General features: G+C 59.2%; 24 protein-coding genes and 1 pseudogene. 6 read left to right on the top strand and 19 right to left on the bottom strand.

Features of this window, described 5'->3' with window-relative positions; all coding sequences use genetic code 11:
* Window positions 1–9 precede the first annotated feature (9 nt).
* The 6 genes from RFM68_RS28690 to RFM68_RS28665 are packed head-to-tail and all read right to left on the bottom strand — an operon-like array spanning window position 10 to window position 4,503.
* Window positions 10–543, bottom strand: coding sequence for a hypothetical protein (locus tag RFM68_RS28690; protein ID WP_320216876.1), 534 nt, complete (start codon window positions 541–543; stop codon window positions 10–12).
* The gene (gene sctN / locus RFM68_RS28685; protein ID WP_320223462.1) at window positions 519–1,877 is read right to left on the bottom strand and encodes a type III secretion system ATPase SctN; all 1,359 of its coding nucleotides are present in this window, start codon (window positions 1,875–1,877) and stop codon (window positions 519–521) included. The genes RFM68_RS28690 and sctN overlap by 25 nt, the downstream gene beginning before the upstream one ends.
* Window positions 1,874–2,494 (bottom strand): type III secretion system stator protein SctL, encoded by a 621-nt coding sequence (sctL, locus tag RFM68_RS28680; RefSeq protein ID WP_320223461.1) that lies wholly within the window; start codon window positions 2,492–2,494, stop codon window positions 1,874–1,876. The genes sctN and sctL overlap by 4 nt, the downstream gene beginning before the upstream one ends.
* Window positions 2,491–3,111, bottom strand: a complete 621-nt coding sequence (locus RFM68_RS28675; RefSeq protein ID WP_320236370.1) for a nodulation protein NolU — start codon at window positions 3,109–3,111, stop codon at window positions 2,491–2,493. Before RFM68_RS28675 ends, sctL begins: the two co-directional genes overlap by 4 nt.
* A gap of 24 nt (window positions 3,112–3,135) precedes the next feature.
* Window positions 3,136–3,981, bottom strand: coding sequence for a type III secretion system inner membrane ring lipoprotein SctJ (gene sctJ, locus RFM68_RS28670; protein ID WP_320223459.1), 846 nt, complete (start codon window positions 3,979–3,981; stop codon window positions 3,136–3,138).
* 9 nt (window positions 3,982–3,990) lie between these two features.
* Window positions 3,991–4,503, bottom strand: coding sequence for a nodulation protein NolB (locus RFM68_RS28665; protein ID WP_320223468.1), 513 nt, complete (start codon window positions 4,501–4,503; stop codon window positions 3,991–3,993).
* A gap of 179 nt (window positions 4,504–4,682) precedes the next feature.
* On the opposite strand from RFM68_RS28665, the gene RFM68_RS28660 reads away from it, so the two are divergent.
* On the top strand, window positions 4,683–5,387 hold the full coding sequence (locus tag RFM68_RS28660) for a nodulation protein NolW (RefSeq protein WP_320236369.1): 705 nt from the start codon (window positions 4,683–4,685) through the stop codon (window positions 5,385–5,387).
* 251 nt (window positions 5,388–5,638) lie between these two features.
* Entirely contained in the window at window positions 5,639–7,552 is a 1,914-nt protein-coding gene (locus RFM68_RS28655; RefSeq protein WP_320236368.1) for an HrpF/NolX family T3SS translocon protein, read from the top strand.
* Between the two features lie 742 nt (window positions 7,553–8,294).
* Here the strand turns inward: RFM68_RS28655 and RFM68_RS28650 are convergent.
* From RFM68_RS28650 to RFM68_RS33695, 5 genes and pseudogenes are all read right to left on the bottom strand, one after another.
* The gene (locus RFM68_RS28650; RefSeq protein ID WP_320236367.1) at window positions 8,295–8,873 is read right to left on the bottom strand and encodes a CpaD family pilus assembly lipoprotein; all 579 of its coding nucleotides are present in this window, start codon (window positions 8,871–8,873) and stop codon (window positions 8,295–8,297) included.
* 8 nt (window positions 8,874–8,881) lie between these two features.
* The gene (locus RFM68_RS28645; protein ID WP_320236379.1) at window positions 8,882–10,258 is read right to left on the bottom strand and encodes a type II and III secretion system protein family protein; all 1,377 of its coding nucleotides are present in this window, start codon (window positions 10,256–10,258) and stop codon (window positions 8,882–8,884) included.
* Between the two features lie 98 nt (window positions 10,259–10,356).
* On the bottom strand, window positions 10,357–11,043 hold the full coding sequence (locus tag RFM68_RS28640; RefSeq protein ID WP_320216885.1) for a winged helix-turn-helix domain-containing protein: 687 nt from the start codon (window positions 11,041–11,043) through the stop codon (window positions 10,357–10,359).
* Between the two features lie 4 nt (window positions 11,044–11,047).
* Window positions 11,048–11,305 carry a hypothetical protein gene (locus tag RFM68_RS28635; protein ID WP_320223454.1) on the bottom strand — a complete coding sequence of 86 codons (258 nt, stop codon included), beginning with the start codon at window positions 11,303–11,305 and terminating at the stop codon, window positions 11,048–11,050.
* A gap of 892 nt (window positions 11,306–12,197) precedes the next feature.
* Window positions 12,198–12,614: pseudogene (locus RFM68_RS33695) on the bottom strand (SDR family NAD(P)-dependent oxidoreductase); the annotation flags it as partial.
* A 147-nt stretch (window positions 12,615–12,761) separates the two neighbouring features.
* Between RFM68_RS33695 and RFM68_RS28630 the strand changes: the two are divergent.
* Complete coding sequence (locus RFM68_RS28630) at window positions 12,762–13,898, top strand: IS110 family RNA-guided transposase (protein WP_430694963.1); 1,137 nt, start codon at window positions 12,762–12,764, stop codon at window positions 13,896–13,898.
* Between the two features lie 216 nt (window positions 13,899–14,114).
* The gene (locus RFM68_RS28625) at window positions 14,115–14,318 is read left to right on the top strand and encodes a hypothetical protein (protein WP_320236365.1); all 204 of its coding nucleotides are present in this window, start codon (window positions 14,115–14,117) and stop codon (window positions 14,316–14,318) included.
* Here RFM68_RS28625 and RFM68_RS28620 read toward each other — a convergent pair.
* The 7 genes from RFM68_RS28620 to RFM68_RS28590 all read right to left on the bottom strand — a co-directional run bounded on the left by RFM68_RS28620 (window position 14,306) and on the right by RFM68_RS28590 (window position 20,704).
* On the bottom strand, window positions 14,306–15,340 hold the full coding sequence (locus RFM68_RS28620; RefSeq protein ID WP_320236364.1) for a proline racemase family protein: 1,035 nt from the start codon (window positions 15,338–15,340) through the stop codon (window positions 14,306–14,308). The two genes, RFM68_RS28625 and RFM68_RS28620, sit on opposite strands and share 13 nt — an antisense overlap.
* A gap of 146 nt (window positions 15,341–15,486) precedes the next feature.
* A complete protein-coding gene (locus RFM68_RS28615; RefSeq protein ID WP_320236363.1) occupies window positions 15,487–16,746 on the bottom strand; it encodes an NAD(P)/FAD-dependent oxidoreductase in 1,260 nt (419 codons plus the stop codon).
* Between the two features lie 6 nt (window positions 16,747–16,752).
* Window positions 16,753–17,628, bottom strand: coding sequence for a dihydrodipicolinate synthase family protein (locus tag RFM68_RS28610; protein WP_320216889.1), 876 nt, complete (start codon window positions 17,626–17,628; stop codon window positions 16,753–16,755).
* A gap of 33 nt (window positions 17,629–17,661) precedes the next feature.
* Complete coding sequence (locus tag RFM68_RS28605) at window positions 17,662–18,330, bottom strand: amino acid ABC transporter permease (RefSeq protein ID WP_320236362.1); 669 nt, start codon at window positions 18,328–18,330, stop codon at window positions 17,662–17,664.
* 9 nt (window positions 18,331–18,339) lie between these two features.
* Window positions 18,340–19,008, bottom strand: a complete 669-nt coding sequence (locus tag RFM68_RS28600; RefSeq protein ID WP_320236361.1) for an amino acid ABC transporter permease — start codon at window positions 19,006–19,008, stop codon at window positions 18,340–18,342.
* A 9-nt stretch (window positions 19,009–19,017) separates the two neighbouring features.
* On the bottom strand, window positions 19,018–19,794 hold the full coding sequence (locus RFM68_RS28595) for an amino acid ABC transporter ATP-binding protein (RefSeq protein ID WP_320216892.1): 777 nt from the start codon (window positions 19,792–19,794) through the stop codon (window positions 19,018–19,020).
* Between the two features lie 79 nt (window positions 19,795–19,873).
* Window positions 19,874–20,704 (bottom strand): substrate-binding periplasmic protein, encoded by an 831-nt coding sequence (locus RFM68_RS28590; protein ID WP_320216893.1) that lies wholly within the window; start codon window positions 20,702–20,704, stop codon window positions 19,874–19,876.
* A gap of 233 nt (window positions 20,705–20,937) precedes the next feature.
* Between RFM68_RS28590 and RFM68_RS28585 the strand changes: the two genes are divergently transcribed.
* Entirely contained in the window at window positions 20,938–21,645 is a 708-nt protein-coding gene (locus RFM68_RS28585) for a GntR family transcriptional regulator (RefSeq protein WP_320216894.1), read from the top strand.
* 743 nt (window positions 21,646–22,388) lie between these two features.
* Window positions 22,389–22,544 carry an Arm DNA-binding domain-containing protein gene (locus RFM68_RS28580; RefSeq protein ID WP_430694962.1) on the top strand — a complete coding sequence of 52 codons (156 nt, stop codon included), beginning with the start codon at window positions 22,389–22,391 and terminating at the stop codon, window positions 22,542–22,544.
* Here the strand turns inward: RFM68_RS28580 and RFM68_RS28575 are convergent.
* On the bottom strand, window positions 22,474–22,644 hold the full coding sequence (locus RFM68_RS28575; RefSeq protein ID WP_320236381.1) for a hypothetical protein: 171 nt from the start codon (window positions 22,642–22,644) through the stop codon (window positions 22,474–22,476). The two genes, RFM68_RS28580 and RFM68_RS28575, sit on opposite strands and share 71 nt — an antisense overlap.
* Between the last annotated feature and the right edge of the window lie 63 nt (window positions 22,645–22,707).

Genomic DNA, 22,707 nt, shown 5'->3' with positions numbered 1-22,707 from the left:
TAGCGGTCATCAGATTGACTTGCCCGCCACATCGGTGAGCGAGACACTCGCGTACCGAAGCAGGATCTCATCCTCGGCCTCCGTCTCGGCTGCGGTCTGAGAGTGGATATCGACGCCGCGCCGGACGTCGTCCTCAATTTGTTGCCACTTGTGCCTTGCCGCCGAACAGCTGATCCAGTGCGACCTTGCCTCAGACGCCGCTGTCTCGGTCTGTTCCTGAGCGATGCAGGCGTTATCAAGCGTCTTGCGCCTCGAGGCGACCTCAGCCTCAAGGCGCTCTATGTGGAGATGGCCTTGGTCGAGCGTCTGGATGGACAAGGCATCAAGCGATGCAAACCGTTGGTAAAGCTCCATTTCCGCCCTTGCGCAGTGTTGTTGTGCGATTGCAAGCTCGCGGGAAGCATGCTGTGCGGCCTCGGCCGCTAGGTGGGCCTTAGCTTCCTTTTTGGACAGCTCACGAAGGGCGCTACGCTCTCGCATATCCTTCAAAAGCCGCAAGCTCGTAGCGTGGAGACAATTCATGCGGTCAGCTGCAACATCCATGCGAAGGTTTCCTCAAAGTCGCTCGCCTCGTCTTCTCCCTGACGCAAAAATTCCTGCAGGTCGCCGATCGAGTCGATAGCCCTGTCAGTAAGCGGATCGTTGCCTTGCTTGTATTCGCCGACCTTGACCAAAAACTCGGACTCGGCATAGCGCGAGAGGAGATCACGGAACGTCGATGCCGCCTTGCGATGTGCCATAGACACGACCGCATCCATTACGCGGCTGCGACTTTGCAGCACATCGATCGCGGGGAAATGGGATCGCGCAGCGATCGTGCGTGAGAGGACGACATGGCCATCGAGAATGCCGCGCGATTCTTCTGCGATGGGATCCCCCACGCCGTCACCTTCGACAAGCACTGTATAGAAGGCCGTAATTGAGCCACGCTCGCCCATGCCCGCGCGCTCCAGCAGGCCTGGCAGCATGGCAAACACGGAAGGCGGAAAGCCTCGCCGGGTCGGCGGCTCGCCCGCAGCAAGTCCGATTTCGCGCATGGCCCGGCAAAAGCGCGTCAAGGAATCCATCATCAGAACGACGCGTTGGCCTTGTTCGCGAAAATGTTCGGCAAGTGCGCTTGCCATGTGAGCACATTGCGCCCGCTCCATTGCCGAGCGGTCGGATGTTTCGACCACAACGATCGTACGACGAAGAGCCGCTTCCCCAAGGTGTCGCTCAACGAATTCGCGCACTTCCCGCCCGCGCTCGCCAATGAGGGCAACTATGTTAACGTCGGCGGCCGCGCCCTTTATGATCTGCGATAGTAATGTTGACTTGCCGCAACCAGGCTCTCCATAGATCCCGATCCGCTGGCCTTCGCCGCATGTCAGGAGACCATCCAAGGCGCGGATGCCAAGTGGGAATGGTCGCTCGATCATGCGCCTTGTCATGGGGTTGGGCGCCTTGCCCCGAAGCGGGCGCGTTTGGCCGGCTTTGAGAGCGCCTTTGCCGTCGAGGGGACGGCCAAAGCTGTCGATCACGCGGCCAAGCAAATCGGGGCCGACTGGCACTTCATGCATTCGACCGCTAGCAACCACTTCTGCGCGACTGGACAGGCCCACCATGTCACCGATCGGGGTGAGCAGCACGCCATTTTGAAGGAAACCGATCACCTCGGCTTCGAGAGAGCGTCCGGTGCGCGGATCCTGCAACAGACAAAGTTCCCCAATTCGAGCATCCGGCAACACGGCATGGAGCACCGTACCGACGGCCCTAGTTAGGCGTCCGCGCACGACACGCGTGTCGATATGCTTTGCGGTCGATCTCAGAGACGAGAGCGCCGCATCCATTGTCCTGTCTACAGCCGGACTGCCGCGTTGTGGTAGCAGTTCGGTCATAGCTCGCCTTGTTCAGCATGCAATCCAAAGCCGAGGCGCAGCGCCCGCAATTGCGCATCAAGTCCAAGATCGACATTGCCATAGTCGCTCCACAGCACGCATTGCTGTGGCGACAGCGCCGGATCCGGATCAACTCGAACTTTCGGCCGGCCTTCCCGTCCATCGTACGCAGCGAACTCGCCTGCGACGGCATCGGCTTGCGTGGGACACACCTTAAGGCGGACTTCCGCGCCGCCTTTCCGTTCGATCGCGTGGCGAACGGCGCTCACCAACAGCTCACCGGGGTCAAAAGCGCCCAGCAGGTCGCTTACGATCTGCATGACGAGTTGTGGCAATTGCTGCTCCAGGGCTGCCCTTTGGCGTGCCGCTTCAGAGACGGACTGCGCAATCAGCCGTGCCATTTCCTCAGCGCCACGATTCATCCCCTCACTACGTCCGCGCTCCCGTTCCCGCTGATAAGCTATGCGGGCCCAGCGGCGAACCCGCAGCAGATACCGTTCCGCCGCCGCGCGCGCCTCAAAGGCATTGTGCCAGATTTCGAGCTCACTGGCCGGGACCAGCGGCCCGACGGGGCGCATCCGCGGAGCGACCGGCGCTACGATATCGTCGAGCGTCATATCGCCGGGACCTCCGTCCTCAGATACGACAGCACAAGCGAAAACAATTGGTCTGCGGCATCGCGGTGTTCGGTCGCAGGATTCTCGGCCGCGGTCCCGACGGGCAAGCGTAGGAACACCCGGTGGCGGTCGAGCAAAGAATGCTCATCGAGCCAAACCCCAAGACAGGCTAATCCATCGTGTTCAATCCGTTGGGCGAGTTTTTCCGGATCCGCGATCAAGCTGGTTGAGATCGCCTGCGCCTGGTGTCGGATGCCAAACGTATGCGCTTCAGCGCCGATACGTTCGATCAGAACGGCAAGTTCAGACTTGGAAACCAGCTTCAGCAGCGAACGGGCATGCCAGATACTACCGGCAAACATAGCAGCTTGGCGCGGATCATGCCCATGCAGAAGGTCCGGCCCCCAGCCGCTTCCATTCAGGTCCATTCCATCGTCGAGGAGTAATTTTGCCAGTCTTGGCTGCAGTCTTTGGTTGTTCTGCAACCGCACCAACGTCGCAGCCGACAAAGCCGGGTCAAGGCGTGCAGCAAGGCGGGTCGGATGAGTTGAAGCGGCAAGCTCGCCCAGGACCGTAAAAGGCAATTTGAAGGAGTCATCGTGTTTGAAGGTTTGCATCCGTATTTGCACTGGGAATACCTCCTATGTGGCATCGCCGATGGTGTTTTTACGAGCGGCCCCGATTGCTGAAACACCCGAGCGCCCCTCGATCCTGGCTCGTTGCGATGGCTGCCTCCGCCCATAGACAAGAGAACTGGCCAAGTAGGACAGCACCGCGAATACTGCCACGGCGAGACCCACAATGACCGCCAGAAGTGGCACCGGAATTGATTTAGCTGCCTGGGTCAAGGCAGGCCGTTGCTCAACTGCCGGCCGTTCCGCCGGCACGAATACGACCTCTACCTTGTCGTAGGATAAGCCTTGGATGCTGTTTGCAACGAGCATCTTTATCTGCGGCAGCAGAGCCGAGACATTTATGTTGGCATCGTGGCGGACGAATACCGAGGCCGAGGATGGTGTGGCGCGCTCCCGCAACAGGTCGTTGTCAGGCAAAACAACATGGACACGTGCTGAGAAAACGCCATCGATTTCGCTAATGGTATGCGACAATTCTTCGTTTAACGCATAGACGTAACGGGCGCGCTCCTCGGTCGGCGAGGCAATCAGGCCCGATCCTTGGAATATTTCGCCGAGATTCTTGAAAACCTGACGCGGCAGCCCCTTCGCATTCAACAGGTTGATTGAGAAGGCAACCTGCTCATTTTCGACCTGGATCGTGCTGGTCCCATCCTTGGCGGCGACGCGGACCGCATCCACGCCGTTGTCAAGCAAAAGCGCGAGCATCTCATTGGCATCGCGTTCCTGCAATTTTGTGTAGAGATCGTCCTTGCAACCGCTCAGAACCAAGAGCAGCGGCAAAACATAATGACACGATCGCCGACCAGCCGGGCGGCGATCAATGCCTTCGCCGTGCGGTGACGCGATCATGCGCCTCGTTCATCCTTGTTTTATTAGCGTATTCACGGATGACGTAGCGCCGCTGATACTCTTGGTGACAAGGGAAACCTCAGTGACGGCGCTGTATACTTCCCGCAGACCGGCAATCATCGCTTCGAAATTCTCCCTTCCTGGCGGAGCGCCTGACATGCGCATTCCCGACCCTGCTTGGGAAGGAGACTGCTCCACCGGCCCGAGTAGGACGTCCTTCACAAGGGGTACCTCTTGGTCGGGCGTGGCAGGTGCCACGGCGTTGTCCCTATACAGCGATGAAAGGGTCTGGAGCACGCGGTCGCCCAATGGGCTCGTCTCGCTTGTCGCGCGCGGAACCTCCAAGACTGGAGCAACAGGCCCCGCCCCCGCCGTCGCCGACGGGCCATCGTTTTTAATCGAGGCGACCGCCTCTACAAGTGCGCACTCAAACTGGGCCTGCTCGCCGCATGCTGACGTTGGCCCTACCCTAGACAGGTTGTCCGCAAAATTGGCAGAGATGGACGTAACACCAATTGTCATGCAAAGACTCAGTTGTTCTGTTTGAAGTGTGATGAGTTGATCGCTCATCACCCGCTATCGAGCTTCTCTCCTAGGGAGGCGAACTGACGACAAGCTGACGAACTGGCCACGAAGCGTCATTTAAAGGCCACGTTCGGCGTCCAGGTCAGCACGAATTTCAGCCTTCGATTGGGGACAAGATGCCGGGAAAGTTGATCCAGTCTACCATTCTCCACATTGGGATGAGAGTTCTCTTTCTCGGTGTTCTTCTCTCTACCGGCATTCATGCGACGCTGGCGGCCCCGCTGTCGCTGCCGTCAACGCCTTATAGGTATACAGTTCTGGATCAGGACCTGTCTGCCGCTTTGCGAGAATTCGGCAACAACCTCAATGTCGACGTCGACGTCAGCTCCGAGGTAAAGGGGCGCATCCGCGGGCGTATGCCGAGTATGTCGCCGCGCGCGTTTCTGGACCGCTTGACCGACCTCTACGATCTCCAATGGTATTATGATGGGCTTGTGCTCCACGTAACTGCTGCGAAAGAAGCGCAGACTCGTATGCTGGTTTTGACTTCGGTCCGCTTCGAGGTGTTCAAGGCGGCCCTTGATGAGCTTGGAATTTCCGACGAGCGCTACGTTGTGAGACCGGCACCGGGAAAGGGCCTGGTCATGGTTTCCGGCCCACCCCGCTTCATTGTGCTTGTGGAGCAGACATACAACGGTCTCGTAGCCGAGGCACAGGCGGGACCTCACGACAGCGGGACGCCTCCAAAGAAGACGGAACTGATGTTGTTTCGTGGCTCCTCGACCGTGGTCGTTCGCGATGGGCGACCGGAAGGCCCGTTCTCTTCCGAAGTGCCGCATCAGGACAGCGTCGTCCGTGAGCCTGCACAGAGCCAGAGATGACAATTGAGGATACACCGCAGCTTCCCGCACGAAGCAACACGGCCGCCATACCCTAGCAATCGCGCTTCCTTCCGCACTCGTCAGCTGTTCGACAGCTGAACCTTGTAACCGGTGTTGTCGCTGACGAGGAACTAAGAATCGGCAGCATTGATAGCCGCGCGTTAGTCATGCGGCCGTCGTTCGTCGGGAACGACAGTGGCACCAGGTGACGCAATTGTGGCGGCTTTTAATCTCAACTGTGAGGATGCACGATGTCGCTTAACCTTTTGACAGCAAATAGCTCCACCCCCGCCCCCTCCCCCCAGGCCTGGTCGGGCCCGGAACCTTCTCCACAAATTGTCGCCCAGACCGGGCAAGGCGCGTTTCTGCCCTTCCAGGCGATGCTGTCCAGTTGCTCGCCGCAGGAAAACGCTCCCGATTCCTTCGCGCAACTGGGCCTGCCGCCAGCGAATTTGAAGTCGGCCATGGACGAACTCCAGCAGCACCCGCTTGACGAACTGTCGCCAGATGTGAAGTCATCGCTGCAAGCCTTGCGACAGCACCCGCTCGAGCTCATGCCACCCGCTCTGAGGGAGGCATTGAAATCAATGGATCAAGCCCTCCCTGCAGTCGCTTCGCCTCCCATCGCGCCACCTCCCATCGCGCCGGCGCCGATAGCGGGCACGCGGATCACGTGGTGTGGCGGCAAGCTGACTGAGCCAGAGCTGCAGATTGTAGCGGTGCTGAACCGCCATAAGGACAAATGCCCGCTCAGTTGGGATTCGCTGAGCGAGCTAGCCAATGATCCGTCCACGCCGCCGGATCTTAAGGCTGCAATCGAAAGCTTGCAGCAGGACCCGGAGCTCTTTTATGCCATCGGCTCGCAGGGTGATGGCCGCTGCGGCGGCAAGATCAAGGCAAAGGATTTGTCCGGGTTCTCAGACCTTCACCCACAAGTCGCCGCCTTCCAGGACCAGCAGGCACGAAGCTACGAGCAGAACTACATCCCATCCGACGGATCTGGAAATGGTCAGCCGACGGTCATGACCTTGAACGATGCAGTGCGCGAGCTTTACCGGTACTCCGACAACCTACCCGAGAACCTGAGCTTGGCTGATTTCCGGCAGATCGTTGACGGCACAGCAAAAACCGGCAAATGCCCGCCCCAAGTCACTGCGGCCGCCCAATACTTCCTCACCCACCCGGATTCCTGGAAGCAGTTATACGGTGGCTCGATCGATAAGGTCCACAAATACGACTTCCTGCAAGTCGCTTCATCGTCGATGAGCCTCACGCAACCCGAGCTGAACACGCTCGATATGATTAACCGCAATCAGCAAGCCTTTTTTGGTAGCGGTGTCCTGACCCGGGACAAACTGGCGAAGATGGCGGACGACAAGAGTCTCAGTCCAAAGGTACAACAAGCGGCGTCGCAGCTACTGTCAGATCCCTTATTGTTCGGTTTGCTGAACAATTCAATTACGGGCTATAAGACGCATCATCGGTTCTTCGATTTTGGCGGCGGACATACTGTCGATTCTGGCAACATCAGCAACCGGGACTTCGCCAAATTTTATAACGATATGACCGTTGCGAACCGCACGGTTCAGCAGGCGAAGGCCCATGTTCCCAAGACCGCGGCAGATCAGGACGCGGTCGCGGATATGAAGATGGGTGTGGCGGACCAGCCCGACACCAAGTCTGCCAAGAAGAATGGCGGGGCTTTTATGCACACCATCGACGGCGTGCTCAAGGTGGGTTCCAAAGTTTTTGATTGGGCCGCGACGGCTGTAGGCCTCCTCAGCTTCGTTCCGGGCCTGGGCCAAATCGCCGATGCCGTTTCAATGGCGCTCGAGGGGGCGTCGCAAGCAGGGAAACTCATTCATACCGCTATTAGTGGAGGCAACATTAAGAAGGCATTGGCCGAGGCAGGGCTGGATCTCGCTGCTCAGGCTGTAGGCCTTGTCGCTGGCCCCGAGGTCAAACTCGCGATTCGCAACGGGCTCGCGAAGGCGGCGCTGGAAGAGGCCTTTACGGCCGGCGTCAACCTACCGGTCGAAGCCGCCAAATCCTACGCGGAGAATTATCTAGCCGATCTGAAGGCAAGCCTTGAGGCTGGCCCCATGCAAGCGGCAGGCGTTCCCGACTTTGTAGGTATGGCGACGCTGGCTCAACGCGTGGCCTGACAAAGCAATCCGCGTCTCCTTCGGCGCGGATTGGCCTATCCTGCCAATCAGCGGCTGTACAAACTTTGTCGCTTGATTGGTGGGCTAGGTGGCGACAGGGTTAACCCTTGGACGTGACAGATCGTGCATTGCATCGTCGGCGCGCCATCCAAAAACGATTTTCGTGAATCCTTCGGACAACAGTTCCGCGGGTCGATCGCCGACGCAGAGCGTAGCTCTACTCGATCCGGTGCCTGAGAGTGGCCTGGCAGGAAGGCGAAGTCTGTCCGACTGCGATAGCGCCCCCCAATGAATGCGCGGCTGTCTTTAGACTGATCTTCCCACGACCATTGCCATTTGCAGGCGTGGGTTGACGAGGAGGAGTTGTCGAACAACGCGCGAACTCCTCGAGCGTCAGAGCCGGAGCACCATAGTTATCCCGATCACCTTCTGCACGTGGTACAGGCGGATCGAAAATGTGACACAGGACAGGAGGTATTTCACGGCGGCGGCGTGAGAAGTCGATCAGTAATTCCAACGAATGCTTCATCCCAGGGCAACCCAGGCAACATTCTGACAACGCTCTGAAGGGCTTTTGGGGAGAGGTTCCTCAAGTCCGATCGCCTAAATTTAATCGCCGCCCGGCATAGCCCGTTGCGTAATGCCTCCATCGATACCGTTGGCACCCAGCGACCATTCCTGCCCTTGCGCAACCGCCGTCATGCGTTGCCTGGCGGCGTATGTGCCATGGCCCCAATTGCTGTTACTTTCCCTGTTCTGCGCTGCTGGTCTTGCCCGTCTCGAAGGTCCTGTATTTGGCAACCGGGATAGCCGCGCGATCACCGAGACTTGGCCTGACAGCGTTGTTGTCGATCAAGTCGCGCGGATCGTTGACCATGACCGCCAAATTGCGGCGAGTCGAACAGCCAAGCGTCCGGTCGAAGGAACTGTCATTGGCTAAAGGGCCGGAAAATGGCGGACAGTCAGGAGGGAGGCTGTCGTAGACAATCGCCTCTATTCGCGCTGCAGAACGGTGGTGCTGTTCAAAGAGGCGGATGTTGTAGCCGTCAACTCCCATCTCCATCACCTGACTGGCGATCTGTGCGCCGAGCCAGGGCGGGCCGCTGATAAAAAGATGGACGGCATCGCTCCGGCCACGGCTGGCACTCGCAATGAAATTACGCAAACGCTGCCGTTCGACAGCGCGAAGGCTATGCAAGAACAAGACCTTGTTCTCCTGCCGGACAATGATTTCGGTCGATGACTCAACCGGCGAGGAGCTTGTGCAGCCACTCACGCTTGCGCTCAGAGCGACCAGGAGGCTTGTGATCCGCATCATCATGGGCGTTACTATTCGATGATGAAGCCGTCCAAGGCGCCTGAGCCGCCGGTAGCGTGGTCTTGCGGCGGATTTTCCGATGAATTCATCGGAGTGGCCTCCACGTCGGAAGCTGAGCCGAGGCGATCGGTGGGTGCGCTCATCTGCTTGGGATTTGATCCAGGCCTCACGATGTAAGGTGTGACTATGATAACCAGTTCCGTCTCCTCCTTTTGAAATGATGACGAACGGAACAGCGCGCCGAGGATCGGCAAGTCGCCCAGCCAAGGGAAGGCGCGAATATCAGTATTGACGCTACGCCTGATCAGCCCACCGATTGCAAAGCTTTGACCGCTGCCGAGCTCAACGGCGGTCTCGGCACGCCGGGTGGAGATGGCAGGCACGGAAATACCGTTGATTTGGACGGCACCTTGTGTCGACAGCTCACTGGCTTCCGACTTCACGCGAATATTGATCTGCTCGTTATTGAGAACGGTTGGCACGAACTCCAAGCCGACGCCGAAGTGACGGAATTCAACCGAGACTTGCCCACTCCCCTGCACGACCGGAATGGGAAATTCACCGCCGGCCAGGAAGTTGGCGGATTCACCGGACATCGCGGTGAGATTCGGCTCAGCTAAGACAGAAGCGACATGCTCCTTTGCAAGCGCGTCGAGAACCGCGCCAAGGCTGACATTGCCATCATTGTACGCGACGCCGGCCGTACCGCCGCCGCTCGCCGCACCAGAACCGGCACCTTTGCCGCTGGCCAAACCCACTGTCAGATTGCCGATTTTGCCGAAAGCGGACAGGTTGATACCGAGTTCCTTCATGGCGCTACGGGAGACTTCAGCTACGCGCACACTCAGATTGACCTGCAACGACCCAGCGACTTGAATCTCATTGACGACCTGCGCACCGTCACCGAGAAATTGCTCAGTGACTTTCGTTGCGGTGTCGACGACTTGGGCATTGGGCGCTGTCCCGCTAAGGATCGCGCCGCGCGGCGTATAGCTGACGTGGATTGGATAGTCGCCGACCCGAGTCCTCAACATGGCGCGCAGATCCTCGATGGGTTCAGTGACAACAATATGCAATTGCGCGAGAGCCTCCCCGTTGGCGTCCAAAGCGAATAGGCTGGTCCGCCCGGATTTCTTGCCAAAGACGAAGACAGTCTTATTCGAGGGTGCCTGAAAATCTGCGATCGTCGGATCGGCAATAAAGATGCTGGCGGCTGGTGCGGACAAATGAATTGTCTTGCCAAGCGAAGAGGAAAGATTCAGCGTGCCGTTGATGCTATTGGCAGTGGCACGCGGTGCGCCTTCGTACCGCTTGTTTTGGGCCGTAGCAGAAAATGGGAAAAACAGAATGAGCGCGCAAAGTAGATAGGCCGAGCAAGGAGAAGCCATAGTTCTCAAACCGCCAATTACGGTCGACCGACGATTGGTGGCAGGATGGCCAATAGGAACGACTTTCAAGGCAATCTTCGCTTTCAAATGCGACCAGCTTAGGCAGATGGTGCGTCAGTCAATTCAAGGATGTAGCCAATGCCACGCGCTGTGTTGATTCGCAGCGTTGCCCCTGACTGACTCAGATTTTTGCGCAAGCGATAGATGCCGACTTCGAGCGCGTTGGCCGAAACTTCATCGTCGAACGCATAGAGGCTATCTTCTAGCTGCGCGCGTGGAACAGTGCGGCCTGCGCGGTTGAGTAGATGCTCGAGAATACACAGTTCGCGGCGTGCTATCTTTACTGCCTGGCCCTCAACGAAAACTTGTCGGCCGATCGGATCGAATTGCAGGTTGCCAAATGCAAGGGTGGGGTCGGTAATTTGTGTTGAACGCCGCAGAATGGCTCGCATTCTGGCGATGAGCTCTTCGGTGCAGAAGGGCTTACGCAGGAAATCGTCCGCACCACCGTTGAAAATCGCGATACGTTTTTCGAGATCGTCGACACTGCTCATGATGAGGGCAGGAACCGAATGCCCGTTGCTCCTTAACTGTGCCAGCCAGGGCAAGCTATCACCGTCCGGCATGACCAACTCCAACAGGAGAATGTGATAGCTCGCGCAACAAAATGCAGTGGATGCCTCGTCCAGGGTACGAGCCACATCAACGGCGAAACCGCAATCCTCGAGCGCCCCCTGTATTGTGCGTGTAAGGTGGGCATGATGATCAATGAGCAGCGTTCGCATTTCATCACCAATCAAGCACGTCAAAACATGGGTCCCGAATAGTGCGCGGTTTGTCGTGGCCATCGGGTAGAGGGTAGTCAACGCCCTCTTGTCCGAAGATCTGGTCTCTCCTTGCGCCGTAAATGACCTCACCGGACGGGATGGACTCGTGGCCGCCGCGACCGTCGATCCAGTCAACGCCCTGAGGCTGCTCGATCAGATCGTCGCTCTCACTGCTGAAGAAGGTATCGGGTCCGGTCATGCCGCGAAGAGCGTTTGCCATCGGACATACTCCTGATGATGGCCCCCATGGCACTTTTAACCTTTACTTTGGATTCTTGAAAATCGATTGCTTGGATATTGTTCATCCACGTTTCGGATGGATCACATTTCGCCCTTCCACTTTGCACTTTGTGTGATCTCATGAATTCCATGTAGCTATAACTTCGAATTTTGAGGCTAACCAGGGCAGACGCGACCTGTGAAGCACTGGATCAAAATAAGCCTGCCGCCAGTCCCCTTTCAATCGGCGAGTCCCTGCCGGGTTCGCGGATTGACACGCATTTGTAACCGGCCATATTGACGGCCCAATTCTCGATCGGGGGTTCGGGTCCTGAAGGCCGAAGAATCTGCGACCGAGCAGTAGCTTCATGAGGTGGTCCTGGCCACGAGCCGGTTGAGTTTCTCAGCGCAAGAGTCACCCGAACGCGAACTCGGCCTACCTGAACGCGCTGCGCGCCTTCGAGGCCAGACAGAGACTATATTGTCGTGTTCGAGGTGTGGCGCCAAAGGTGGACGCTTCGGATTGGCAGCGCCGACGCAGTCGGTGATCGGCGACCGCTGATATGGCTGCAAGGGGCCAAAATTCCCGGCGGGTTTCGGCTGGGATTCGCGATAGACGGAACCAGCGCCCGCGACCAGGAGGGATTAGTTGAAGGCGGGGGATGGTGGTGACGATCTCCTCCAGAACCTTCGCCTTAATCTCGTCGGGTGTGAGGTCGGGGCCGCACGGAATCAGATCGTGCCTCTTGAGCCACCAGATCGGTAGCTGCTCGGCGTCGCAGTAAGCCAGGTTCGCCTTGATCTGCGATCCCAACCGTGTCGTCTGCGGTGTGATCGCTCACCGGATGTTGGTGAACGCTGCCGCTCCCCAGTTTGCCGATGCGGTGCTCGTCATAACTGCCGCCATCGACGTCGAGCGTCGCACCGTTGACCGAGGCCTGCGATGGGCTCATCACGAGGCGACAAGTTCGAAAACCTCGGCCGGCAAGGCCATCTCGCCGATCGGAATGTCCGCCACCGCGGTTTGCTTGCCGTGCGCCGCGACAAAATCGTCAGCCATGTCGGTTCGCACCCAGCCGGCGCGATTGCAACGGCCGTTACGCCATCAGTGCCGAAGGAGCAGCAATGGACTTCGTCAGATTGAAGGGCGCTGCCTTGCTCGCGCCGTAGGGCATTGGCATCCCCGAGACGGACGGCGCGGCTCGCCATATTGACGGTGCGTCGCCCGCCGTTGTCTTGAAGTGCTGGATTGCTTCCTTCCGAGATCGGCGGCGGCAAAAAAGCTGAAACTCCTTGTGCCAAGCCGACTGTCAGCGGCGCCAATGCGCCGGCCGCGCTTCGGCGCTTGGCTTGTGCGACCTTCGTAAGACCTTATGTCCTTTCTGGTTGCCGGCTGTGAGGTGGTTCGCCCTACACTGGCAGTGTTGAAACGAGGGTTGCTCGTCGAGCCTATCCTCATGCCAGGAGGACGAACCGTGGAAGAATATAGCGAAGTTTTCGTAGGATTGGATGTTGCGAAGGATCGGCATGCTGTTGCTCTCGCCGAGAGCGGCCGTACGGGCGAGGTTCGATATGTCGGAGAGATATCGTCCGATAGTGCGTCAGTACGCCGTCTCGTCCGCAAGCTCGGACGTCCAGGTGTACGATTGAGATTTTGCTATGAGGCTGGACCCACCGGATACGGTCTGAAGCGGGAGATCGAAGCGCTTGGCCACGAGTGCGCCGTGATCGCTCCATCTCTGATCCCGCGCAAGCCTGGCGATCGGGTCAAGACGAACCGCCGCGATGCCGAGAAACTTGCCCGGCTGTTCCGTGCCGGTGAACTGACGGAGATCTGGACACCGGACGCTGCTCATGAGGCTATGCGGGACCTGATCCGCGCCCGCGAGGCTGCGGTGAAGGATCGAACCCGCAAGCGGCAGGAGATTCGATCCTTCCTGTTGCGACACGGCAAGATTTACCCGGGCTTGAAGACCTGGGGGACGAGGTATCTCAGGTGGCTGCATGGACAGAGCTTCTCATACCGCAGTCAGGAAGCTGTCCTGCAGGAGTTGATCCTCGCAGAGTCGCAGTGCCGGGAAAGAGTAGCGCGCCTGGAAAAAGCAATCGAGGACGGCCTGCTCGACTGGCCACTCGCGCCGGTAGTCGAACGCTTGCAGGCTTTGCGTGGGGTCAAGCTCATTTGTGCGGCTACCTTCATGGTCGAAATCGGCGATGTACGCCGCTTTGCCAACCCGCGACAACTGATGGCTTATCTCGGACTTGTCCCCTCGGAGCGCTCGACCGGGGACGCCGTGCGACGGGGCGGTATCACCAAGACTGGGAATGCCCGAGTGCGCCGCGTCTTGGCCGAGAGCGCCTGGACCTACCGCTATCCGGCCAAACTGGGGAAAACAAAATACTTCGAAAGCCGCCACCTGCCTGAAGTCGTGCGAGACATAGCGTGGAACGCACAGGCACGCTTGACCAAGCGCTACAGGGCCCTGGTCGCGCGTGGCAAGCGCAGCACCGTGGCTGTGACCGCAATAGCTCGGGAGCTCGCTGCTTTCATGTGGGCCATCGCCCGGGCGGATGAGCAGCAGGCAGGAACCTGATCCTCGGTCGCGACGAGAATAATCATCGCGCCTATCGGCGGGGACGTGGCATTGAATGGGGAATTCCCGGCAACGCTTTGTGGCCGGCAATGCCGACGCCCGTTGTAAGAGAGGACCAGCCCCGGACGAATACATGGACATGCGGTAGCCAACCCGCGCATCAGAGCTTGTTCACCCGCGTCCCAGGCCACGTCTCCACCGATAGGCGCTCCGTCAATGAGAAACCCGACCGAAGAAATCGGTGTCGGGTGGATTATTGCGCAGATCGCACTTGCAAAAGGACATCAGAGCGATGGGACGGGCTCCTTCCGCGGCAAATTTTCGACGATTACCGCGCCGATATCGCCGGATTCCGCCATAACGAGAACAGTCTGGGTCGCCAATCAGCTTGCCCATCCTTGTCTCACTTACGTCAACTGATCGACCTGGGGTCCCCAAGTGTCGGAGAGCACAAAGCCAACAGGGAATGGTTCGTCGTCCGCAATCCGCAACTCCGAACGGCCGAAGACATAACCACGACCTGTGACGCGCGGCAGCACGGCCTTGCGGCCGCCGATTTCCGCTTCGCCTATCGCCTCGGCCGTGAACTCGCCGCCGATGATGGACCGTGAGATGCGGGCATCGCCGACTTTCACCAGGCCGCGTGCAAAAAGCGCCGCGAGGTTGGCGGAACTTCCGGTGCCGCATGGCGAGCGGTCCACCCGGCCCGGCGGCAGCGTCGTGCAGGTACGCACCGCGCCATCGGGCTCGTGATCGCGGAACATGACGTAGGCAATCTCGTCGACACCCGAGAGCGTGGGATGGCTCACCGTCACCTGCTCCGCGAGCAGGCGCTTGAGCTCGATACCGGCTTCGGCGAGCCCGCGCGCGTTGGATGGCTTGATGGCAAGCCCGATCTGGCCCACGTCAACCAGAGCATAGTAGACGCCGCCGAACGCGACATCGACCTTGACCTTGCCCCATTGCGGCGTGTCGATTGCTTGGTCAAGCAGCTCCGCGAAGCTCGGAACGTTGTCGAGGCTGACGGACAGACAGCGTCCGTTATCGCAGCGCGCCCGCGCCACGATGAGGCCAGCAGGCGTGTCCAGCCGCACGACCGTCTCGGGCTCGTGCATGGCGACGCATCCGCTTTCGAGAATCGCCGTGACGACGCAAATGCAGTTGCTGCCAGACATGGGATGAGCCTTGTCTGCCTGCAACACGATGAAGCCGGCATCCGCATCGGCTCGAGTCGGCGCGACCAGTAGGTTCACCGACATGGCCACATTCGCGCGCGGTTCTCTGGTGACGATGCGACGCAGGCTGTCATCCACGGCGTTGATGTGGTTCATCTTGTCGAGCATGGTACTGCCCGGGATTTCTGGCGCGCCGCCGGTCAGCACATGACCAAGCTCGCCCTGGCAATGGACGAGCAAAAGTTCGAGGGATTTTTCGAAGCGCATGTGCCGGCTCCTACCAGGCCCAGGGGTCAGTGACGTATTTCGTGATGAGCTGAGTGCTGCCGCCCTTCACGGGCTGAACCCATTTGCATCGATATAGAGTTGGCTTCGCATGGTCCGTCCCTTCCTGTCGAGCATCGCGGCGCTTTCTAGAAGCGGTCGACGCGATAGGGATTCATATCGATGGGCGGCTTGGCGCCTGTCACGAGATCGGCCATCAGCCGGCCGGTGGTCGCCGCATACGTCAGTCCCAAATGCCCGTGCCCGGTTGCATAGAAAACATTGTGATGCTTCGCGGAAGGTCCCATGACTGGTACCGTGTCGGGCAAAGCAGGGCGGTGCCCCATCCATTCGCTGGCCTCGTCGACCGTCAGGTCCGGCAAGGCTTCCTTCGCCCGCTTCACCAGCACCTTGGCACGGCGATAGTCTGGCGGAGCTTCGAGGCCCGCCATTTCCACCGTGCCGCCGACGCGTATGCCACCGGCCGTAGGCGTCACCATGAAGGCTCGGGCTGGCCAGATGATCGAGTGGCGCATCGAAATGCCAGGGGCCATGATCTGCGTGGAATAGCCGCGCTCGGTCTCGAGGGGAATCGGTTCGCCCAGCTTGGTGGAGAAGCCGGCAGTATAGGCCCCGGCGGCAAGCACGACGCGATCGGCCTCGAGGCGTCGTCCGTCCTTGAGCCGCAGCGCGGAAATCCCTGTCTCACTTTGCTCGAAGGCCACCACATCGCCTCGCACGATCGTGCCGCCGAGCGCCTGGAACGCCTCGAGCAGCGCTACGACGAGCTTGTACGGATCCGATATCGAACGGTTGTCGGGGAAAAGGACTGCCTTGCCGATCTTGCTCGCAAGTGCCGGTTCCAGTTCGCGGATTGCATAGCCATGGAGCACCTGGTGGCGCAAACCGAAGCGCTCGAGGATCTTAATATGCTCGCGGTCGGCGCGAAATTCCGCCTCGTCGGCATAAAGGCTAAGGCAACCCTCGGCACTCAGCATGTGCTGCAGCCCGGTCTCGCTCAGAAGCGCTGCCAGGTCTTCGTGTACGCGCCCGCAGAGCGCGGCACCGGCGGCTTCCAGTTCGCGCAGCTTCGACGGCCAGCTGGCTGCGAGAAAGCGCAGGAACCACGGTACCAGCCTCGGCATGTAGGCGGGGCGGATTCGCATCGGGCCTTCCCGATCGAGCAGCCATTTCGGCATTTGCGCCCAGACGCTGGGTCGCGATGCCGGCATGAACTCGGTCACCGCGATGCTCGCCATGTTGCCGAAGGATGCACCCCTGCCCGGCTGATTTCGATCAATCAGAACGACGGTCTCGCCGCGTCGCTGCAACGTGTAGGCTATCGTGGTGCCGATTATGCCGGCGCCAACGACCACGGTCTTTGAGTTCGGTTGTTGCGATCGAGCCATGCTAGATCAACCCAGGACGGGAGCCATGGCCTTCGCGAAGGCCACCTTTTCTTCCTCGTTCAATGGCAGCAGCGGTCCGCGACCATTACCGACCGGGGTTCCGGCCAACTCACAACCATACTTCACCTTTTGCACGAACTTGCCGCTCTCCAGGCTCGACATGGCTCCGTAGATCACCTGCATCTTGTCGCGAGCACCGATCCAGTCACCGGACTCGATCGTCTTCACGAGGTCCACACAGGCCTTGGCCATGCAATTCGCGGGGCCGCAAATCCAGGAGGTTGCGCCCCAGAGATAGAAGTCCAGCGTCTGGTCGTCCGAACCGTTGGTGACCTGGTAGCGGTCGCCAAAGCGCGAGCGGATGTCGATGGCGCGCAGCAAGTTGCCGCTGGACTCCTTGATGCCGATGATGCGCGGCTCGTCGACGAATGCGTCCAGCACCTCAAGCCCTACTTCGACGCCCACCTTGGGCGGATAATTGTAGACTACGATTTCAACGTCTACGGCATCCAGCACCGCGCGATAGTGCGAGATGAGCTCGTTCGGCGCCGGCGTTGCATAGTATGGCGCCGAAAGCAGCACGGTGCCGTAGCCAAGCGCGCGCGCGCGTATGGTGTGCTCGATTACTTCCCAGGTTGACCCAGCATTCGTTCCGGCAATCAGAAGTTCGTCCTTGTTGGCGAACTCGGCCACGAACTTCAGGACTGAAGCACGCTCGTCCGCCGTCATTGCGTTGTATTCGCCTGTCGATCCACAGGGCACCCAACCCGATACTCCGTCGGCGCGCAGCTTGGTCAGAAGCTTCTCGAACGCCTTGAAATCGATCTTTCCTGCGGCATCAAATGGCGTCACCAGGGCCGGCATCACACCTTTTAGCTTCATAATCTTCTCCTTTGTCTTTGTGGATCGCGCGGTTCAGACCGCTAGTTTCTGGAGGATGCGCCTCTCGATCACAGTCACCGCCCTGGTCAGTGGGAACGCGATGACGAAGTAGATCAGAGCGACGACCGTCAGGACCTCGACCGGACGCGCCGTGTTGTTGGAAATGTTCGAGCCGATGAACATCAGGTCGGCCATGCCAACCGCCGACACGAGTGCGCTTTCCTTGAAGAGGCTCACGCAATTCGACAGCAAGGTGGGGATGGCGCGCAGCAAGGCCTGGGGAAGCACGACACTCGTGATCTGCGTCCACCGTGGCAAGCCGAGTGCCACGCAAGCATCGTACTGCTCCCGTCCGATCGATTTAAGGGACGCCCGGAATGTCTCGCTGGTGATTGCCCCCATATAGAGCGTGAGAGCGATGACCCCGGACGCGAAATTCGAGAGTTCGATGCCGAGCAGCAACGGCAGGCAGAAGAAAATCCAGAAAAGCTGAATCAGGACCGGAGTGCCTCGGAAGAACTCGACATAGACACTCGACAAATTGCGAAGCACAAGATTTGTGGATGTCCTCGCCAGCCCGACCGCAAATCCGATTGAGCAGCCCAGGACGACGCAGATCAAAGTGAGTTCCAGCGTGGTGGAGAGGCCTTGCAGGAGGGCATCGCGGAACCGAAGGACGACAGTGAAATCGAGAGAGTCCATGGCCATCTCCTATCCGGCAACCGCCAAGCGGCGACGCTCGAGATAGTCGACGAGCTGGGTCACCGGGAACGAGACGGCGAAATAAATCAGCGCCGCCACTGAGAAGGTCTCGATTGGACGATATGTTTGGGTCGCGAGAGATTTTGCCTGATACATCAGGTCCTGGACGGCCACGATCGCCACTAGCGCGCTCTGCTGGAAGATCACTATGCCGTTGGTCAGCAAAACGGGGATCGAGGCACGAAAGGCAGTCGGCAGGACGATGTAGAGGATGCGCTGAACAGGGTTCAGCCCAAGCGCGATGCCAGCGTCGAGCTGTTCGCGCGGAACGGCCTGGATGGAAGCACGGTAGGCTTCCGCGTTGAACGCGGCGAGGTTGAACCCCAAAGCCAATATGCCCATGGTGATGGAGCCCAGAAACACGTTGAACAGCATTGGCACGCAGTAAAAGAACCAGATGATCTGGACGAGCGCAGGCGTGCAGCGGAAAAACTCCACGAAAAGGGTCACGGGCAGCCGCATCAAACGCCAGGGGCTCATCAAGAGCAACGCGAGCACAAAGCCTAGGGTGAGGCCGATCGCATTCGCGGCTACCGTAAGCTGGAGAGTCACCGCGAGACCGTCGAAAAGTGGACCAAGATTGCGCGTGACGGACTGGAAATCGAAACTGTAATTCATCGCGCTGCCTCACTGCCGAATGTGGAAGACGCGGTCGATGAAGTCCCGGGTTCTCTCCTCTTTGGGCGAGCCGAGCACCTGCTCGGGCGGACCGTCCTCGACGATTACGCCACCCGCACAGAACAACACCCGCGAGGCGATGTTTTTGGCAAACCACATGTCGTGCGTGACAATCATCATCGGCATGTCTTGCTTGGCGAGCTGAAGAATGACCTGCTCGACCTCGCCGACGAGTTCCGGATCAAGGGCCGAAGTCACCTCGTCGAAAAGCATCAGCTTGGGATCAAGCATGAGCGCGCGAGCAATGGCGACACGCTGCTTCTGGCCCCCCGACAGCTGGGAGGGATAGGCGGCCAGTTTTTCGCCAAGACCGAACCGGGAAAGCAGAGCGGCCGCTCTTTCGGATGCCTTGGCCTTCTTCTCGCCGCGGACCTTGCACGGGGCAAGGATCAGGTTCTGCATCACGTTCAGATGAGGGAACAGCGTGTAGTGCTGGAAGACCATTCCGATCGAGCGTCGCACCGCGATATCGATAACGGTGCGCGCCGGGGTCGCACCCGCCCGAATGTATGGCTTGCCGGCTAGAGTGACCGATCCGCCGTTGATGGTTTCCAAGCCCATCATGACCCTGAGCAGCGTGCTTTTGCCGCCGCCGCTGGGACCGATCACGACCAGCCTCTCGCCCGGTTTCATGGTTAGATCGATGCCCTTGAGAACTTTGAGGGCTCCATAGCTCTTTTGGAGCCCGCTCGCGCTGACAAGTGGAGCTGCCGGCTGATCGCGCATGGCGGACACCCTCATTCGTTTCGAGTTTCGTGAATAGCAATGAGGGCCGGACAATCCGTCGCAGCCCTCTTCGCGAAGCCTATTTCGCGCCCCTGAGCACTTCGTCGTTTGCTTTCTTGATCAGTTCGTCCACCTGGCCCGTCGCGACCCTCTCTTCGAGGAAGATGTTGACAACGTCCACATCGGAGAACGACAGGCTGTGCGGGAGGCCGAAGGCAACGCCTTGCTTCGCCAGCGCCGGCGTCGGATTCAGTGCGACAGCCCAATCCGGATTGGCCTGCGTGAACAGCGCGTTCGTATCTGAAGCGTCCACGAGGATGTCCGCACGGTGCGATTTCAACGCCAGGCGGGTCTCATCGTTTCCTGGAAGCCGTAGCACTTGAGCCTGCTTGATCGCCGCAGAGATAGCCTTGTCCTGCGCAGTACCGGACATGACTGCCAGCGTGATGCCGGGCTTGTCTATATCGGCGACCGACTTGGCGTCCGCAGCGATCTTGGAGTTGCTCTTATTGTAGACCAACGAGATCTGGTACTCCATCGCGGGAATGGAGAAGTTCACGGCCATGGCACGCGGCGGCGTGCGATTGAGCGCCAACGAGAGGTCCCACTTCCCCGCCTGAAGTCCGGCGACGATGTTGTCCCAGGTTGTGTCGACGAACTGGGGCTTGACCTTAAGGACGTCGGCGAACTCGCGGCAGAGTTCGGCAAAGAACCCCGAATACTCGCCAGTTGCCGGATCGCGCATGACGTAAGGAGGCGCCACGGCAGCTCCGCATCGCAGCACGCCCGCCTTTTGAACGCCCTCCCAATATCCCTCGGCTGATTGAGCACGGACCGTGGTCGAGATCGTCACGGCGATCGCAACCGCCGACAGCACCTTCAGGCTGGCGGCAAGAAATCTAGGCAGCATTGAATTCTCCTCTCTTCGAGCGCCCTCAGGCGCGTTCTCCGCGCAAGTCGGCTTCGGCCGATCATTTTTATGTCGGCAGCGTGCCGACAAGATTTATATTGTCGGCACCATGCCGACATGTCAACGGAAAAGTACAACGTGTCGACATGACCCCAGATTTGGGGCAATATGAATCGCGGCGCATGTCCGAGCCGGCGCACAAGGCGCGTGCTCTAATGCATAAGGAGGGCGAGATGGACGCGGGAACGGAGCCAAAACGGACTAAGGGGACGGGTTGGAAGAGCGTCTACGACACGCTTCGCGGGGAAATCCTATCGCTGGAGCTTCAACCGGGTACGCTGCTGGACGAGACGACGCTGTCGGAGCGGTTCGACATGTCCCGCTCACCCGTGCGCGAAGCGCTCATCCGGCTCGCGGGCGAAGAGCTTGTCGTGACGCTGCCAAACAGAAGCACCATTGTCGCCCCTATCGAGATCGCAAGCTTCCCGAAATACGTTGAGGCGCTCGACGTCGCGCAGCGGATGAACACTCGTCTCGCCGCTGAGCTTCGCACTGAAGGTGACCTCAAGAACATCGCTCGCCGCGAGCGCGAGTTCGAGGCAGCAGTCAAATCCGGCAATCATCTGGCCATGTCCGAAACCAACAAACAGTTTCACATGGCTATCGCGCATGCCGGCCGGAACCCCTACTTAGCCTCGTTCTACGAACGATTGCTCGATCAAGGTAGGCGTATGCTCCATTTGCATTTTGAGTTCCTGGAGCGAACCCACGATGGATATCTGCTTACCGATGAGCACCATCTCATGTTCACCGCGATCAAAGCGAAGGACGTGGAACAGGCAGACATTTTGGCGCACGCCCACACGCGCCAGTTCCAGGCCAACTTCATCAACTTCATGCTCGAGAACTATACGACCGATGTCACTCTTGGGCCTCCCTAATGGCGGCCAAATAGGGATGATTGCCCACAGCGTCGGTTTCATGGGAACGGGCCGCGGTGGGAAGATCATGCCGAAGGCATAGGCGGCCGCCTATGCCGCGCACCAGCGCCCGGTGCGGCGCGAGCCGCGAGCCCAGCGAAGCTGGTCGGTCACTCACAGGATGCCTGCGTCCAAGTGAACGGCCGGAATGAGGCGCGAAGCAGCCATTCATGGTTTAGCTGAGCGACTCTTGACAGTCTCGGATACGCTGCCTTGAGGGATCGGGGGTAGCGAACCCTCTGGCTCGATCACGCGCGCCATCTAAGAGACAGTGGCAAGGGACTGACAGGTCCTATTCGGGAACCGAACCTATCCACAGAAATATTTTGTTGGTATTTTTGTTGGAAGTAGCTGCGATTGAGCTTCCCCTAAGCATCTGAAAGCAAAATAGGATTTTCTTTACTTGGATTCCGCCTCTGGGCACCATCCCCTCTTCTCCCGACATACAGTTTCGCCGAAGCTCCTACGCTTCTGTTCGTGCAAATCAGTGAAATTGTTGATTCTTTCGGCGCGCAAGGCGCATTTGGGCGCGTTTCAAGGACTTTCAGCGTATTTGGTCCAACAGGTCGGCGGGTTGGTATTTTCAGTTGGTATCGGACATCCTGTTGGTGTCGAAGCAGCCAAAAGGAGGCCCAGAAATGGCCCTTCCCGATGTGAATGTCGAAACGCCCGAACCGCTTCTAAGCTCTTGAAATTGTCAGACGGTGCAACCGACCGGAACCCGCCTATGGCGCCTCGCCTATCGGTTCGACGGCAAGCAGAAGCTTTTGGCGCTGGGCAGCTATCCTCTCATTTCGCTTGGCGAGGCCCGCCAGGCGCGTGTGTTTCGATCGCGTGCGGCGCCTTGCCAAGTTCGCTAAGGCCATGCCCCCGCTTGTCGCAAGATACGAAGCCGTTGTCGGCTGCGAGCAGGTGTTCGACTTCGTTCCAGATGCGCAAATCCGTGGCCAGCGAATTCATGAAGACGATCGTCGGCCGGCCGGCTAGCGGCCGGCGTCGGTGGTGGAGCGTCGCTCCGTTGAT

This window comes from Mesorhizobium montanum (genome assembly GCF_033977145.1).
Taxonomy (GTDB): Bacteria; Pseudomonadota; Alphaproteobacteria; order Rhizobiales; family Rhizobiaceae; genus Mesorhizobium; species Mesorhizobium montanum.
This window is presented reverse-complemented; position numbering and strand designations above follow the sequence as displayed.